Origin of the sequence: Streptomyces sp. NPDC032940 (assembly GCF_040636935.1) — a bacterium.
Classification (GTDB): Bacteria; Actinomycetota; Actinomycetes; order Streptomycetales; family Streptomycetaceae; genus Streptomyces.
In genome coordinates this window covers 34283-49201 of the sequence record NZ_JBEZVJ010000034.1, presented here as the reverse complement: position 1 = coordinate 49201, position 14919 = coordinate 34283, and the positions used below count along the sequence as shown (strand labels likewise).

The 14919-nt window shown below is 73.3% G+C and carries 12 protein-coding genes; 4 read left to right on the top strand and 8 right to left on the bottom strand.

Annotated features, from left to right (window positions below; genetic code table 11):
- Positions 1-33 precede the first annotated feature (33 nt).
- Positions 34-2373 carry a SpoIIE family protein phosphatase gene (locus AB0E77_RS29735; protein WP_361576616.1) on the top strand — a complete coding sequence of 780 codons (2340 nt, stop codon included), beginning with the start codon at positions 34-36 and terminating at the stop codon, positions 2371-2373.
- Positions 2374-2394: 21 nt separating this feature from the next.
- Here AB0E77_RS29735 and AB0E77_RS29730 read toward each other — a convergent pair whose 3' ends face one another.
- Together AB0E77_RS29730 and AB0E77_RS29725 are read right to left on the bottom strand one after the other, a co-directional pair.
- Positions 2395-3006, bottom strand: a complete 612-nt coding sequence (locus AB0E77_RS29730) for a DNA polymerase ligase N-terminal domain-containing protein (protein ID WP_361576613.1) — start codon at positions 3004-3006, stop codon at positions 2395-2397.
- A gap of 51 nt (positions 3007-3057) precedes the next feature.
- Positions 3058-3888 carry an aldo/keto reductase gene (locus tag AB0E77_RS29725; protein ID WP_361576610.1) on the bottom strand — a complete coding sequence of 277 codons (831 nt, stop codon included), beginning with the start codon at positions 3886-3888 and terminating at the stop codon, positions 3058-3060.
- 107 nt (positions 3889-3995) lie between these two features.
- Between AB0E77_RS29725 and AB0E77_RS29720 the strand changes: the two genes are divergently transcribed.
- Entirely contained in the window at positions 3996-5060 is a 1065-nt protein-coding gene (locus AB0E77_RS29720; RefSeq protein ID WP_361576607.1) for a LacI family DNA-binding transcriptional regulator, read from the top strand.
- On the opposite strand, the gene AB0E77_RS29715 is transcribed toward AB0E77_RS29720, so the two are convergent.
- From AB0E77_RS29715 to AB0E77_RS29700, 4 genes are read right to left on the bottom strand one after another with little or no spacing between them, the layout of a single operon-like run.
- Entirely contained in the window at positions 5023-6432 is a 1410-nt protein-coding gene (locus tag AB0E77_RS29715; protein ID WP_361576604.1) for a glycoside hydrolase family 32 protein, read from the bottom strand. The genes AB0E77_RS29720 and AB0E77_RS29715 overlap by 38 nt on opposite strands.
- Complete coding sequence (locus AB0E77_RS29710) at positions 6429-7283, bottom strand: carbohydrate ABC transporter permease (RefSeq protein WP_361576601.1); 855 nt, start codon at positions 7281-7283, stop codon at positions 6429-6431. Before AB0E77_RS29710 ends, AB0E77_RS29715 begins: the two co-directional genes overlap by 4 nt.
- 13 nt (positions 7284-7296) lie before the next feature.
- Complete coding sequence (locus AB0E77_RS29705; protein ID WP_361576598.1) at positions 7297-8250, bottom strand: sugar ABC transporter permease; 954 nt, start codon at positions 8248-8250, stop codon at positions 7297-7299.
- On the bottom strand, positions 8247-9656 hold the full coding sequence (locus AB0E77_RS29700) for an extracellular solute-binding protein (RefSeq protein ID WP_361576595.1): 1410 nt from the start codon (positions 9654-9656) through the stop codon (positions 8247-8249). Before AB0E77_RS29700 ends, AB0E77_RS29705 begins: the two co-directional genes overlap by 4 nt.
- A 177-nt stretch (positions 9657-9833) precedes the next feature.
- On the opposite strand from AB0E77_RS29700, the gene AB0E77_RS29695 reads away from it, so the two are divergent.
- Together AB0E77_RS29695 and AB0E77_RS29690 are read left to right on the top strand one after the other, a co-directional pair.
- Entirely contained in the window at positions 9834-11393 is a 1560-nt protein-coding gene (locus AB0E77_RS29695; protein ID WP_361576592.1) for a GH32 C-terminal domain-containing protein, read from the top strand.
- Between the two features lie 88 nt (positions 11394-11481).
- Positions 11482-12459, top strand: coding sequence for a TauD/TfdA family dioxygenase (locus AB0E77_RS29690; RefSeq protein WP_361576589.1), 978 nt, complete (start codon positions 11482-11484; stop codon positions 12457-12459).
- 15 nt (positions 12460-12474) lie between these two features.
- On the opposite strand, the gene AB0E77_RS29685 is transcribed toward AB0E77_RS29690, so the two are convergent.
- Entirely contained in the window at positions 12475-13977 is a 1503-nt protein-coding gene (locus AB0E77_RS29685) for a metallophosphoesterase (protein WP_361576586.1), read from the bottom strand.
- 113 nt (positions 13978-14090) lie between these two features.
- Complete coding sequence (locus tag AB0E77_RS29680; RefSeq protein WP_361576583.1) at positions 14091-14846, bottom strand: dienelactone hydrolase family protein; 756 nt, start codon at positions 14844-14846, stop codon at positions 14091-14093.
- Positions 14847-14919 lie beyond the last annotated feature (73 nt).

Below are 14919 nucleotides of genomic sequence, written 5' to 3'. Positions count from 1 at the left end.
AAGCCGGTCCGTATGGGGTCAATCCTGGACGCCATGGAGCACGTCTCCGCCACGGCGACCCTGGACGCCCGCGGCACACTGACGGGGTGGAGCGAGGGCGCCCGACGGCTGACCGGCTATCCGGCCGAGGAGGTCGTGGGGCGCCCCGCCCGGGACCTGCTCGCCCGTGAGCTGCCGCCCGGCGCCCTCTCGGAGCTGTCGGGCAAGGCGGTGCTCCGCCACCGCGACGGATCCGCCGTGACCGTGCCCCTGCGCGGCTGCCCCCTGCTGGGTGCGGACGGCACACCGGGCGGGTACGCGGTGACCGTCGAGTCGCCCGACGAGAGGCCCCTTCTGCTCACCGGGGAGACCTTCCAGCAGTCGTCCCTGTCGATGTTCGTCCACGACACCCGGGAGCGCTGTCTACGGGCCAACGACACGGCGCAGCGCATGCTGGGCCTGCCCGAGGAGGAGCTGATCGGGCGGCGGCTGCCGGAGGTCGTGGAGGGCGTCGACGCCGACGACTCCGGATTCCTGCGGCATCTGCGGCAGGTCGTCGACACGGGCCGGTCCGTGCGCTACGAGACGCTCACGCCCGCCGCCTCCCGGCTCGGCGAGCACGCCTGGACCATCGAGATGTGGCCGCTGCGCGACACCTCCGGCGAGGTGACCGCGGTGGCCGTGGCGGGGTTCGAGAGCACGGAGCAGCACCGGACCCGCCAGCGCCTGGCCCTGCTGAACGAGGCCGCGACCGGGATCGGCACCAGCCTGGACGTGGTGCGCACCGCCGAGGAGCTGATCGGCATCCTCGTGCCGCGGTTCACCGACTTCGCCACCGTCGACCTGCTCGACTGGGTCCTCGGCGCGGAGGAACCGCTCGCGGTGCCGGCCGAGGACATCGTGCTGCGCCGCGTCGCCCACCGGTCCGCCGCCACCGGACTGCCGAAACCGTCCGTGCGCCCGGGGGACACCGACGTGTACCCGCCCTGCTCCGCACCCGCGCGGGCGCTGCGGGAGGGGCGGCCGGTACTGACCGGCCCGGGCGACCCGGACTTCGACCGCTGGATGCGGACACGCAACGAGCTGTTCCCCGCCGGCCGTGCCTTCCGCGACCGCGTCAGCTCCACCCTGGCTGTGCCGCTGCGCGCCCGCGGCACCACCATGGGCGTCGCGACGGCCATGCGCGTCAGCCCCCGGGGCCCGTTCGGCCCCGAGGACATCGCACTGGCCGAGGAACTGGCCAGCCGGGCCGCGGTCTGCGTCGACAACGCCCGCCGCTTCGCCCGCGAGCGCTCCACCGCGCTCGCCCTCCAGCACAGCCTCCTGCCCCGGGGCCTGCCCGGCCAGTCGGCCGTCGAGGTCGCCCACCGCTATCTGCCCTCCGGCTCGGCGGCCGGCATCGGCGGCGACTGGTTCGACGTGATCCCGCTGTCCGGCAGCCGGGTCGCCCTCGTCGTGGGCGACGTCGTCGGCCACGGCATCCCGTCCTCCGCGACCATGGGCCGTCTGTGCACGGCGGTCCGCACCCTCGCCGACGTGGACCTGCCGCCCGACGAGCTCCTCACCCACCTCGACGACCTCGTCGCGCACCTCGCGGCGGACGGCGGCGACGAGGTCGCCGAACTGGGCGCCACCTGTCTCTACGCCGTCTACGATCCCGTCACCGGCCGCCTCGGCCTCGCCTCCGCCGGCCATCCGCCGCCCGTCCTCGTACTGCCCGACGGAACCACCCGCCTCGTCCCCGTCAGCCCCGGACCGCCGCTCGGCGTCGGCGGACTGCCCTTCGAGGCGACCGAGGCGGTCCTGCCCGAAGGAACCGTCGTCGCGCTGTACACCGACGGTCTCCTCGAAGACCCCGACCACGACGTCGACCGCGCGACGACGGAGCTGTGCCAGGCGCTGACCGCGCCCACCGGCTCGCTGGACGCCCTGTGCGACGGCGTGCTCAAGTCCGTGCTGCCGGCGGACCCCCGCGACGACGTGGCGCTGCTGCTGGCCCGTACCCGGACGCTGGGCACCGGCCAGGTCGCCACCTGGAACGTCTCCCCGGACCCGGCGCAGGTGGCCGACGTCCGGCGGTCCGTCATGGAACGGCTGACGGCGTGGGACCTGGACGAGGCGGCCTTCGTCACCGAACTCGTCGTCAGCGAGCTCGTCACCAACGCGATCCGGTACGGCGAACCGCCCGTCCAGCTGCGTCTCATCCGCGACCACACCCTGATCTGCGAGGTCTCCGACGGCAGTTCCACCTCACCGCACCTGCGCCGGGCGCACGCCTACGACGAGGGCGGCCGGGGACTCCTGCTGGTCGCCCAGCTCACCCAGCGCTGGGGCAGCCGCCAGACGGGTGACGGCAAGACCATCTGGGCCGAACAGACACTGCCCCCGCTGTGAGGACGCCGGAACCACCGGCGTTCAGCGCCCTTCCGCGGCGACCCGGGCCAGCGTACGGCCGGTCCGGACCGACCGGGCCCGCCGGGGATCGGGGGTGCCGTGCCCCCGATGCCCGCCGCCCGCCGTCTTCACGAGCAGCCACGCCTCCTCCTCGCCCCCGCCGTGGCCGCCGCGGAACCGGGTCAGCGCGTACTCCCCGCGCAGCTTGGCACCGTGCAGCCGGAACCGGGCGTGCCCGCGCGCGAGCGACTCCCCGAAGCCGACCGGCCGCCCCCTGCGGTCGTGGCTCAGCGGCTCGTACGTGCCGTGGTCCCAGACGATGACCGTGCCACCGCCGTACTCGCCCGCGGGGATCACGCCCTCGAACTCCTCGTACTCCAGCGGATGGTCCTCCGTCGGCACGGCGAGCCGCTTGTCGCTCGGGTCCGCCGACGGGCCCTTCGGCACCGACCAGGACTTCAGCACGTCGGCCACCTGCAGCCGGAAGTCGAAGTGAAGGGTGCTCGCGTCGTGGATCTGCACCACGAAGCGGGGCCGGCCGCCCTCCCCAAGAGCCCCGCGTCCCGCGGGCTCGGCGGTCCGGTCGAAACGGCGCTTGCCGCGGTACTCCCGCAGCCCGTTCTCCTCGCCCACCTGCGGCCCCCTTCCGGCTCGCGCACCGACGACCGCTGCCGGGTACCCCGCTCAGAACTCCTCGTGCACCTCCGGATCCCCGCCGAGCCGCCGGTGCGCGCGGTCGGTGACGGCGCGCATCTGGGCGTCGTCCAGCGTGAAGCCGAAGACGTCGAGGTTCGCGCGCTGCCGCCCGGGGTCCGCCGACTTCGGGATCGGCACCGCGCCGAGCTGGGTGTGCCAGCGCAGCACCGCCTGGGCCGGCGTCACCCCGTGTGCCTCGGCGACGGCGGCCACGGCCGGGTCGTCGAGCACGTCGCTGCCGCGGCCCAGCGGGCTCCAGCTCTCCGTGCGGATGCCCTTGCGCTCGTGGAAGGCGCGCAGCTCGTCCTGCGGGAACAGCGGGTGCAGCTCGATCTGGTTCACGGACGGCAGGACCCCCGTCTCCTTCTCCAGCCGCTCGATGTGCTCCGCCGTGAAGTTGGAGACGCCGACCGAGCGCACGAGACCGTCCTCGCGCAGTTTGATCATGGCTTTCCAGGAGTCGACGTACTTGTCCACGCGGGGCAGCGGCCAGTGGATCAGGTACAGGTCGACGTACTCCAGGCCGAGCCGGGCCCGGGACTCCTCGAACGAGGCGAGCGTCTCCTCGTACCCGTGGTGCCGGCCGGGCAGCTTGGTCGTCACCACGATCTCCTCGCGGGGGACGCCGCCGGCGGCCACGCCCCGGCCGACGCCGGTCTCGTTGCGGTAGTTCGTCGCCGTGTCGATCAGGCGGTAGCCCGTCTCCAGGGCGGCGGAGACCGCCCGTTCCGCCTCGTCGTCCTTCATCGGCCAGGTGCCGAGCCCCAGGGCGGGGAGCCTGGTGCCGTCGTTGAGCGTGTACGCCGGGATACTGATCACTGCGGGACCTTCCCTCGACTGTGACGACCGTGTGCCGCCCTTCCAGCGTCACGGATAGGGTGGGCAATGATCAACCGGACGGGGCGGGGACGAGGGCGGCCGACGGCATGGACAGCGCCGAGCACAAGCGCACGACGGGCACGGGCCGTCCCACGTCACGGGATGTCGCCCGGATCGCAGGGGTGTCGCACACCGCGGTCTCGTTCGTGTTCAACGGTCGGGCCGAGGGCAATCTCTCGCCGGCCACCCAGGAGCGCATCCGGCAGGCCGCCGCCCAGCTCGGCTACCGGCCCGACCCCGTCGCCCGGGGCCTGCGCCGCCGCCGTACGGCCGTGATCGGCATGGTCACCGACGGGATCGCCTCCTCACCGTTCGCCGGCCGCCTGCTGCGGGGGGCCATGGAGACCGCCTGGGACAGCGGCCATCTGGTCCTCACGGTCGACTCCGGCGGCGACCCGGCCAAGGAGGACGCGGCCGTCGCCGAGCTCCTGGACCGGCGGGTGGACGGCATCGTCTACGCGGCGATGTCGCTGCGCCGCGTCCGCGTCCCCGAGGGCCTGCACCGCACCCACGCCGTGCTGGCCAACTGCCTGCCCGAGGACGGCTCCCTGCCCGCCGTCGTCCCCGCCGAACGCGCCGGCGGCCGTACGGCGGCGCGGCTGCTCCTGGACGCGGGGCACCGCCGGCCGGCCGTGGTCGGCGGGCTGGACGACATCGCCTCCGTCGAGCGGCTGCGCGGCTTCCGGGACGCCCTGCGGGTGGAGGGCGTCACCGTGCCCAAGGAGTGGGTCGTGCGCACGGGCGGCGAGATCTCCGGCGGCCACGAGGGCGCCCTGCGGCTGCTCGACTCCGTGCCGGCCGACCGGCGGCCCACGGCGGTCTTCTGCTACAACGACCGGGTCGCGGCGGGCGTCCTGCACGCCGCGGCCCGGCTCGGGATCACCGTCCCCGACGAGCTGTCCGTGGTCGGCTACGACGACCAGGAGCACATGGCCGCCTTCCTCTCCCCGGCCCTCACCACGGTCGCGCTGCCGCACCGGGAGATGGGGGAGGCGGCGGCCCGGCTGCTCCTGGAGGCCATCGACACCGGACGCACGCCGCCGGCCACCGTACGGCGCGTCGCCGGTCCGCTGATCAGCCGTGCGTCGGTGGGACCTGCGCCCACCCGGTGACTTCGGCACCGGTTCCCGTGACGGCCAGTTCGGCCACGTCGTCCGCCGCCCGGTAGACACGCTCGGTCACCATGGCCCGGTCGCCGGCGAACAGCTCGTACAGCGAACCGTCCACGAGGATCCGCACGGTCAGCTCCGCTCCCGGCGGCACCCGCGCCACGACCGGCGCCGTGACGTCGGCCCCCGGCCGCGGCCAGCCGCCCCGGTCCAGGGTCATCGTGCCCTCCGCCGGGTCCACGCGGACGGTCAGCTCCGCGCCGGACGCGGACCGCAGCAGGCTCACCGTGGTGCCCTCGCGCGCGGTGACCGCCAGGTCGTACGCCTCCGGGAGCGCGGTGCGGTCCGGGGCGGTGACGAACGGCTCGGCGGTGCGCAGCAGCTCCAGTTCCGGGGCCGGGGCGACCCGCAGCGACCCGTCCTCCGGGTGGGCGTCGACGACCCGCGGCGCGGTGAGGACGCCCGCCCAGCCGGCGCGCTCGGCCGACTCCCGGTCGCGGGCCTCCCACGACCAGCCCCACATCAGCGTACGGCCGGTCTCCTGGAGGACGGCCGGCGCGTAGAAGTCGCGTCCCTGGTCGAGGCGTCCGGCATGCCGTGCCGCGAAGCGCAACCCGACCCCGGCGGACCTCTCCAGGCGGCCCGTCAGATACCCGGTGGACTGCGGGTCGCCGTCCCACAGCGACACGACCAGCACCCGCTCCCCGTCGCCGGCCGTGAACAGCTGGGGGCACTCCCAGCCCACCGCCCCGTCGCCGAACGCCGCGGCGGCGACCGGGTCGTGGCCGTCGAGCAGCACACCGAGGTACCGCCAGTCCGTCAGGTCGTCGCAGTCGTACAGCAGGACCGACGGCGTGCCGTCCGCATGCCCCGCGCCGACCAGGGCGTGCCGCCGGCCGTCGTGCCGGAACACGAACGGGTCCCGGAACATCACTACGTCGAGCCCGGCGGGCGGCCCGGCGACCACGGGCTCGGGCAGCGGCCGCCAGTCGGTCAGCGAGGCGTCCGCCGGATCCGCCGCCCGGGCCAGACAGATCGTCCCGAGCCCGGTGTGCTCACGGTCGACGCCCGTGTACACCGCCGTCGGCACCCCGTCGTCTTCGACGACGCAGCCCGACCAGCAGCCCGCCTCGTCCGGACCGCCCGGCGTCGGGGTGAGCGCCACGGCATGGTGCTCCCAGTGGGCGAGGTCGGCACTGGAGACGTGGCCCCAGTGGACGTCCGCGTGCACCGGGGCACCGGGATTGTACTGGTAGAACAGGTGGTACCGGTCCCGCCAGCGGAACGGCCCGTTGGGGTCGTTGATCCAGTTGGCGGGCGGGCGGACCCGGAAGCGCGGGGCGTGCGGATCCTGCGGGGGAGCGGCGAGGCTCAACGGTTGACTCCTGCGGAGGTGATGCCCTCGCGAAGAGGGCGCTGGCCGACGGCGAACACGGCGACGGCGGGGATCATGGACAGCACGACACCGGCGAGGACCACGGAGACCGACCCGGTGCCGAGATTGCCCTGGAGGGAGACCAGGCCCAGCGGCAGCGTGTAGTTCTGGCCGGAGGTCTCGAGGATCAGCGGCCGGAAGAACTCGTTCCAGTGGTAGTTGAAGGCGAGGACGCCGACGATCGCGAGGCCCGGCGCGGCCAGCGGGGCGTACACGGAGCGGAAGGTCCGCCAGGGACCGGCGCCGTCCAGCATCGCCGCCTCGCCCAGGTCCCTGGGCATGCCCAGGAAGTACTGGCGCATCAGGAAGGTGCCGAAGGCGGTCGGGAACGCCGGGACGATCAGCCCGAGCAGCGTGTCGGTCAGGCCCATGGTCTTCAGCACCAGGAACACCGGCACGATCGTCACCTGCAACGGCACCATCATGGTCGCCAGGACCAGGCCGAACAGCGGCTTCTTGAAGCGGAACTCCAGGCGGGCGAAGGCGTACCCGGCCAGACCCGCCGTGACCATCTGACCGACGGCGATCAGCGCGGTGACCAGCGTCGAGTTCAGGGCGAGCAGCCACACGTCGAGCTGGTCGAACACCCCCCGGTAGGCCTCGGCCGAGGGATGGGCCGGGATCACGCTGGGCGGGAGGTCGAACGCCTCGGCGGGCGTGCGCAGCGAGGTGGAGACGGTCCACAGCACGGGGCCGAGGGTCAGCAGGGCGCACCCGGCCAGTCCGGCGATCCGCGCCCAGGGCGCGAGGCCGTGGCGCGCACGCCCGAGGGTCGTCGTTGCTTGGCTCATGTCACTCACCGGCTCACTGGTAGTGGACGAAACGCCGGCTGAGCCGGAACTGAAGGGCGGTGACCGCCATGACCAGCACGAACAGCAGCACGCCCACCGCGGACGCCTCGCCGAACCGGAGCTGCTCGAACGCGGTCTCGTAGATCACCATCACGACGGTGCGGGTCGAGTCGCCGGGCCCGCCGGCGGTCAGGACGTACGGCTGCTCGAAGACCTGGAGCGCGTTGATGATGCCGACCACCGACGCGACGAGCAGCGTGGGGGACAGCAGCGGCAGGGTGATCGCGAGGTGCTTGCGCAGGCCGGTCGCGCCGTCCAGGGACGCGGCCTCGTGGATCTCCTTGGGGATGTTGTTCAGACCGCCGACGAACAGCAGGAACGAGAAGCCGAACTGCTGCCAGACATAGACGAGGACGACCGTCGCCATCGCCGCGTTCTCGGAGGTCAGCCACGGCACCGGAGCGACCCCGACCAGTCCGAGCGCCCAGTTGACCACGCCGAAGTCCTGGTTGAAGAGGTACTTCATCACCACCGAGACGGACGCGGCGGACAGCACCAGCGGGAAGAAGAACGCCGAGCGGAACACGGACCGCAGCCACACCGGCATCCGCCCGTTCACGGCGAGCGCCAGGGACAGCGCGATCAGCAGTTGCAGTGCGACGGCGAACACCATGAACACGAGCGTGTTGCGGAAGGAGACCAGCACGGTCGAGTCGCCGAACACCTCGCGGTAGTTGGCCGCCCCGGCGAAGGACGGGGACTCGATCACGTCCCAGTGGAAGAGGCTGAGCACGACCGACCCGGCGATCGGCACGACCGTGAAGACCACGATGCCGACGACCGTCGGCGCCAGGAACAGCGTGGCCAGCAGCCGGGTACCCCGGTCGCGGGCCGAGCGGCGCGGCACCGCCGCGGCCGGCGTCGTCGCTGCCCGTGGCCGTACGGAGGGGACCTGGGTGTTCGTCATACGTCACGCTCCATGGCCTTCTCCAGGTCGCCCTGCATCCTGCGCAGTGCCGGCCGCACCGCGCCCGGGGAGGCCAGAGCGGCGCCGGTGTGCTTGAGCAGCACCTGCTCGACCTCGGCGACCTGCGGCGGCGCGGGGATCGGCCCGGTGTCGGGGAACCGGTCGAGGGTGTCGTAGAAGACCCGCCAGTTGGCCGGGCCCGTCTCCCGGTAACGGGCCTCGGTGAGCATCGAACGGCGGGCCGGGGTGGTCTGGTTGCCGCGGAACAGCCGCGTCAGGGTGTCACGGCGGGCGGCGTACTTGATGAACTCCCAGGCCGCGTCCTGCATCTTGGAGGTGCGCAGCAGCGCGTAGCCGGCTGCGCCGAACTGGTGGCGGTGCGTGCGCCAGCGGGGGAAGTACTGCACGTCGTAGCCGGCCGGGTCCGTGCCCGCCAGGTGCAGGCCGCCCGACCAGAAGCCGCCCGCCGGGGTGACGCCGACCCGGCCGGTGGAGAACACGCCGACCAGATTGCTGCCGTTGCCGCCCTCCGGGCGGGTGCACAGCCCCTCCTGGATGAGCGAGGCGAGATAGTCGTACACCTCCGTCACCCGGTCGTCGGTGGCCTGCGGCGCGGTCCAGCGGAAGCCGCCGCCGCGCCCGCGCCGCCGGCCGGCCGGGTAGAAGGAGTCCCACAGCCACGAACCGCCGGGCGCCTTCGACTCGGTGAGCAGATTGGTGCCGTTCGCGAACAGCCACGGGACCACGCCGCCCCACAGCCGGTTGGTCCAGAAGTACGGCGTGAAGTGGGAGTCGCTGGCCCCCTTCATCCGGCGCAGCAGTGCGGTGAAGTCGTCCCGGCTCCAGTCCGCGGGCGGGAGATCGGCGTCCGCCCTGCGCAGGACCTGCCGGTTGAGGTAGACGTCGGCCGCGTTGAACTCCACCGGCAGCTGGTAGAGGCTGCCCTCGTACATCATCGACTCCACCAGCGAGGGGTGGACGTCGGCGAAGTACTCGCGCAGTTCTTCCGCGTCCCGCTTCACCCAGCGGTCCAGCGGCACCCCGAGGCGCCGCGCGAACAGCTGCACCCCCTCCGTGGCGACGTAGACCAGGTCGGGGGCGGTGCCCGCGGCGATCTGGGTGAGGATCTTCGCGAAGAAGTCCGACCAGTCGACGGCCTGGACGGCGTTCACCCGCAGCGGGATGTCGGGGTGGAGCTCGTGGAAGCCCTCGCGCAGGGCGCGTACGGCTGCCGGGTCGAAGGCGGAGCCGAGGGTGGCGACGACCAGGGAGCCGTCGTCGCGGCCGGGGATGTCGGCTCCGGTGAGCCGGTCCCAGCTCGCGGCGGTACCGGCCAGGGCGGCGGCTCCCGTGCCGTAGGCGCCGTAGCGCAACAGCGCCCGGCGAGTGAGGTGCGAGGAGGTCATCGAATGGGCCTAACCCGTGTTAGTCGAGGTGCGATGCCCAGATGATGGGAAGCGCGGAGCCGACCTGTCAAGGGCTGCGTTCGCTTGACCTTTAACGAGTTAGGTCTACAGTCCTGGTTCCACGTGAGCCTGTTTCCGAGCCGCTCTCGAACCACCGACGAGAGGAACGACGCAGTGATGCGTGGAATGTCCAGGAGAGCTCTGTTCGCCGGGTCGGCCGCCGGTGCCGCGGCCGCCGTGCTGCCCGCACCGCCGGCCCCCGCCGCCGGTCGTCGCCCCGAGCCCGCCGCCGACTGCGCCCGCTACCGCGCCGCCTACCACTTCACGGCCCCCGACCAGTGGAAGAACGACCCGCAGCGGCCGCTCTGGATCGACGGCGAGTACCGCTACTTCTACCTGTACAACCCGGACTACTTCGCGGGCGGCACCGAGGCGGGGACCGTCTGGCGCCTGGCCACCAGCACCGACCTGGTCTCCTTCACCGACCGCGGGACCGCGGTGCCGAAGGACACCACGCCGAACGGGGACGTGTGGTCCGGTTCGGCGGTCGTGGACACCGGCGGCACGGCCGGCTTCGGCGCGGGCGCGGTCGTCGTCCTGGCCACGATGTCGCCCGACGACGGCCCCACCTCGCAGGCGCAGTACCTGTACTGCTCCACCGACGGCGGACGCACCTTCACCGCCCACGGCACCGATCCCGTGCTGCCCAACCCCGGTGTGCGCGACTTCCGCGACCCCAAGGTGATCCGCGACGAGGAACGCGGGCGCTGGGCCATGGCACTCGCCGAGGGCACGAGGGTGGGCTTCTACCACTCCGCCGACCTCAAGCGCTGGACCTATGCCGGGGACTTCACCGAGGAGGGGCTCGGCGTCCTGGAGTGCCCCGACCTGTTCCGCATCACCGCCGACGACGGCACGGCGAAGTGGGTGCTGGGGGTGAGCGCCAACGGCAAGGCCACGGGACTGCCGAACACCTACGCCTACTGGACCGGCTCCTTCGACGGCAGCGCGTTCACCGCCGACGCCCCCGCCCCGCAGTGGCTCGACCACGGCTTCGACTGGTACGGCGCCGTCACCTTCGAGAGGCGCGACGCGCGCGGCATCCTCGACCCGGGCGTGCGCCACGCCATCGGCTGGCTGAACAACTGGGAGTACGCCAACACCGCCCCCACGATCGACACAGACGGCTTCAACGGCACCGACTCGATCGTCCGCGAGATCCGCCTGAGGCGAGACCCCTCCGGCACCTACTACCTCGCGTCACGTCCGGTGGCCGCGCTCGACGCCCATGTCTCCCGCACCGTGCGGCTCGGTGACCTCACCGTCGACGGCACCCGCGTGCTGGACTACACGGGCACCGCCTACGAGCTGAGCTGCGAGATCAGCTGGGACCGGCTGACCGGCGCCGGCGTGCAACTGCGCCGCTCCGGCGACGGAGGCCGCCACATCGACGCCGGTGTCTGGACGGACTACGCCTTCCTCAACCGCCGGGGCGCGGTCAACCCCGACGCCTCCGGACGGTGGCAGGAGAGCCGCTCCCCGTTCGACCCGTCCGCCCGCGCCGTACGGCTGCGCGTCCTGGTGGACCGCACCTCGGTGGAGATGTTCGTCGACGACGGGCGGTTCACGCACTCGTCCGCGGCCTTCCCGTACCTGATCGACCGCGGCCTCGCCCTGTTCACGGCCGGCGGCCGGGCGGTGTTCCGGAACACGGTGATCCGGGAGTTCACCGTCTGAGCGCCCGCCGGGCCCTGTCGCCAGGCCGGCCGAGGACTGCCACGATCTCCGCAGCAGCCGCATCGGACGACCGACCAACGGAGCGCGCATGACGACGGACAGGGCCACGGTGCAACGCACGGCGACCGAGGCGGCGGGGATCGAGGTGAGACCGGCCGCCGGGCACATCGGCGCCGAGGTCACCGGAGTCGACCTGGCCGCCGGCCTCGACGAGGCGGAGGTCGCCGCCATCCGTGCGGCGGTGCTGCGCTGGAAGGTGGTGTTCTTCCGCGACCAGCGCCTCGACCACGCCGCACACGTGGCGTTCGCACGCCGCTTCGGCGCACCCGTCGTCCTGCCCCGGCGCGGCAAGGCGTCGCCCGCGGACCACCCGGAGATCGAGACGACCGCCGACCGGCTGGAGCTGGGCGGGCGGTTCGGCATGGAGCACGACGAGTGGCTGCGCCGCCGGCGCCACACGCTGCTGCGCGGCTGGCACTGCGACCACGGCGCCCGGGTCGACCCGCCCGCCGCCACGGTCCTGCGCGCCGAGACCGTCCCGCCGTACGGCGGCGACACCACCTGGTCCAACCTCGCGGCCGCCTACGCCGGACTGTCCGCCCCGATGCGGGCGTTCGTCGACGGACTGCGCGCCGAACACCGGCTCGGAGTGGGCTACCAGCCCCGGCCGGGCGACGACGCCTACGTCCGGCATCTGCTGGACCACCAGACCGCGACCGTGCACCCGCTGGTCCGCGTCCACCCGGAGTCGGGCGAGCGGGTGCTGTTCGTCAACGGCTACTACGTCGAGCAGATCACCGGGCTCTCCCGCCCCGAGAGCGCGGCGGTCCTGGAGCTGCTCCTCGAGCAGGCGACCCGGCCCGAGTACACGGTGCGCTTCCGCTGGGAGCCGGGCAGCGTGGCCTTCTGGGACAACCGGGCCACCATCCATCTCGCCCCGAGCGACAACGCCCACCTCGACCACCCCCGGATCATGCACCGCGTGATGCTCGCCGGTGAGGTGCCCGTCGGCGTGGACGGCACCGCGTCGACGCCGCTCACGGGCAGCGTGCCGGGACGCTGGTGACCCGCGGGCGCCCGGTCACCCGAGGGGGATCGTCACCTCGTCCTCGACCGGCGGGTCCACCTCCTGCGCCCGGTTGCCGGTGGCGGCGTGACAGCGCAGCCGCACCGCGTCCGGGGTGACGTCCAGCCGCAGGAAGCACTTGAAGAAGGGCGGGCTGTACGTCGCCGACCCGGGCGAGAACACCTGCGTGTAGAGCTTGCGCACGGGCAGCCGGAACCGCCTGCGGCGATCGGGCCGGCGCCCGGTGCCCAGCAGCCCGGCCACCAGCCGGGTGCGCCGGGTCACCCGCGCCGCGGTGGCCGGCGCGCGGCCCGGGCGGACGCCGAGACGCTCGGTGACCACGGCGGTCGCCTCGTCCTGCGTGAGCGTGAAGAAGCGCCGCAGCCGCAGCCTGCGCCCGTACAGCCCGCTGTAGAAGGCGAGGGAGTCGCCGCGCAGCGGATAGCAGCGGAAGTCGTCCTCGGTGACACCCGCCACCGAGACACGGGGGATGGTGTGGGTGGCGTGCATGAACGCACCGCCGCCGCCCGCGACCACGTACTGGATCGTGCGGCCGCCCACCTCGACCGGATAGCGCTGGTAGTTGTGGATGTCGCCGCCTATCGCCGCGACATAGCGGTGGGCGGGGTCGCGCACGATGTCGTCGACCGTGCCGCCGCCCTCGATGGCGCACGGGTGGTGCTCGCCGTCCACGTACAGCGGCGAGCCGGTGACGAGGATCTTCGGGCGCGGCCCCCGGGACACCTCGCGCAGCCAGGCGCCCTGTTCGGCGTCGACGGTGCCCAGCAGCCCCGTGTCGATGCCGACGATACGCAGCGGCCCGGCGTCGATCGCCCAGTACGGGCCCGGCTGGACGGCCTGCTGGCCGGGCGCGGAGCGCAGCTTGCGGGCCTCGTCCAGATGCCGGCCGTCGTCCGGGCGGGCCCGGTGCCACAGCAGGGACCGCAGCCAGGCGCCGGTGAGGGGACGCGCGGCGGGCTCGGGCGGCAGCGGCGGGGCGTCGTCGCAGAAGACCCGCATGAAGCCGCCGAGGTCCTCGTACCAGTCGTGGTTGCCGGGTATCGCGTAGATCGGCGCAGGGTAGTCCCGGTACGGGCGGAAGAACTTGTCGCCGTAGTCGTCGGCGCTGCCCACCGGATAGATCACGTCGCTGGCGAGCACGGCGAACCGGGTGTCCCGGCCCTCCTTCAACAGCCCCGGCACGACGGCGTACTGAGGCTCGTCACCCTCCCCGGTGTCGCCGATGACCAGGAACGAGAAACGGTCCGGGTCGTCGCGTCGCACGACCTTGTCGGCCGGTGCCCCGGCCGCCGCCCGCTGTGCCGCCCAGCGGGCCCGGGTACGGCCCGTGGGGTCGCCGAACAGGGAGGCCAGCACGCCGTTGCGGGCGGCCCACAGCGTCTTCGGGCTCAGCCAGGACAGCTGCTCGGTGCGGGCCGGCACGAGGGCACGGTAGGTGCCGCGTTCGGCGGCGCCCCAGCCGGCGCCTTCGGCGGTATCACGTGAGGAGTCGGACACCGGGGAACGGTAACAACCGGCCCGACGCGACGAGGATCAGGGGTTCGGCCGCAACCGTCCGCGGAGAGCCAGGCCTTGACGACCGCTCAGCGGAACGCGTGGCCCCGCGCCGGTCACAGGGTCCGCCTCAGCAGGCCGAGCAGCTCCGCCCAGTGCCGCTCGGTCGCCTCCTGGTCGTACGCGGCAGTGTCGGCCTGCGTGTAGCCGTGGTGCGCCCCCGCGTAGACCTCGCAGCGGTGGCGTACGCCCGCCGCGGTCAGGGCCGCCGCCAGACGCTGCTGCTGCTCGGGAGGCAGACCGGGGTCCCGGTCCGCGTGCCCGAAGTACGCCTCCGCGGTGATGTCCCCGGCGACCAGGTGAGGACTCTGCGGCCCGTCGGTCGCCAGGTTCCCGCCGTGGAAGCCGGCCACGGCGGCGACCCGGTCCGGGTAGGTGCCCGCGGTGCGCAGGGCCAGCGCGGCACCCATGCAGTAGCCGGTCACGCCCACCGGGCCGGCGGCGGCGGAGGAACAGCCGGCGAGCCACCGGAGCCAGGCGTCCGCGTCCCGCATCGCCAGGTCCGGCGTCAGCGCCCGCATCACCGGGCCGAGATGCCGGAAGATCTCCGGACGCGACTTTGGGTCGATGAACTCGGGGAGATCGACGACCGGTGCCCGTCCGTGCCGGTAGAACACGTTCGGTACGAGGACGGTGTAGCCCTCGCCGGCCAGCCGGTCGGCCATCGCCCTCAGCCGCGGGCGCAGTCCGAAGGCGTCCATGAAGAACAGCACCGCCGGATACGCGTTCCCGTCACCCGGGCGGGCGAGATAGGCGTCGGCGGTTCCGTCGGCGGCAGGGATGTCCACGGCGCTGCCCTCTACGGCGGTCATGGTGGTGCTGCCCTCTCGGTCGGGTCCCGGCGTCCGGTCCGCCGGGGCCGGACGGACGTCCGGCGTCCGGTGG

Bases quoted from the DNA above. Each gene is read 5' to 3' on its own strand.
- AB0E77_RS29700 (WP_361576595.1), bottom strand. From the start codon at position 9,656: ATGACCTCCTCGCACCTCACTCGCCGGGCGCTGTTGCGCTACGGCGCC.
- AB0E77_RS29720 (WP_361576607.1), top strand. From the start codon at position 3,996: ATGGACAGCGCCGAGCACAAGCGCACGACGGGCACGGGCCGTCCCACG.
- AB0E77_RS29690 (WP_361576589.1), top strand. From the start codon at position 11,482: ATGACGACGGACAGGGCCACGGTGCAACGCACGGCGACCGAGGCGGCG.
- AB0E77_RS29735 (WP_361576616.1), top strand. From the start codon at position 34: ATGGAGCACGTCTCCGCCACGGCGACCCTGGACGCCCGCGGCACACTG.
- AB0E77_RS29680 (WP_361576583.1), bottom strand. From the start codon at position 14,846: ATGACCGCCGTAGAGGGCAGCGCCGTGGACATCCCTGCCGCCGACGGA.
- AB0E77_RS29710 (WP_361576601.1), bottom strand. From the start codon at position 7,283: ATGAGCCAAGCAACGACGACCCTCGGGCGTGCGCGCCACGGCCTCGCG.
- AB0E77_RS29695 (WP_361576592.1), top strand. From the start codon at position 9,834: ATGCGTGGAATGTCCAGGAGAGCTCTGTTCGCCGGGTCGGCCGCCGGT.
- AB0E77_RS29705 (WP_361576598.1), bottom strand. From the start codon at position 8,250: ATGACGAACACCCAGGTCCCCTCCGTACGGCCACGGGCAGCGACGACG.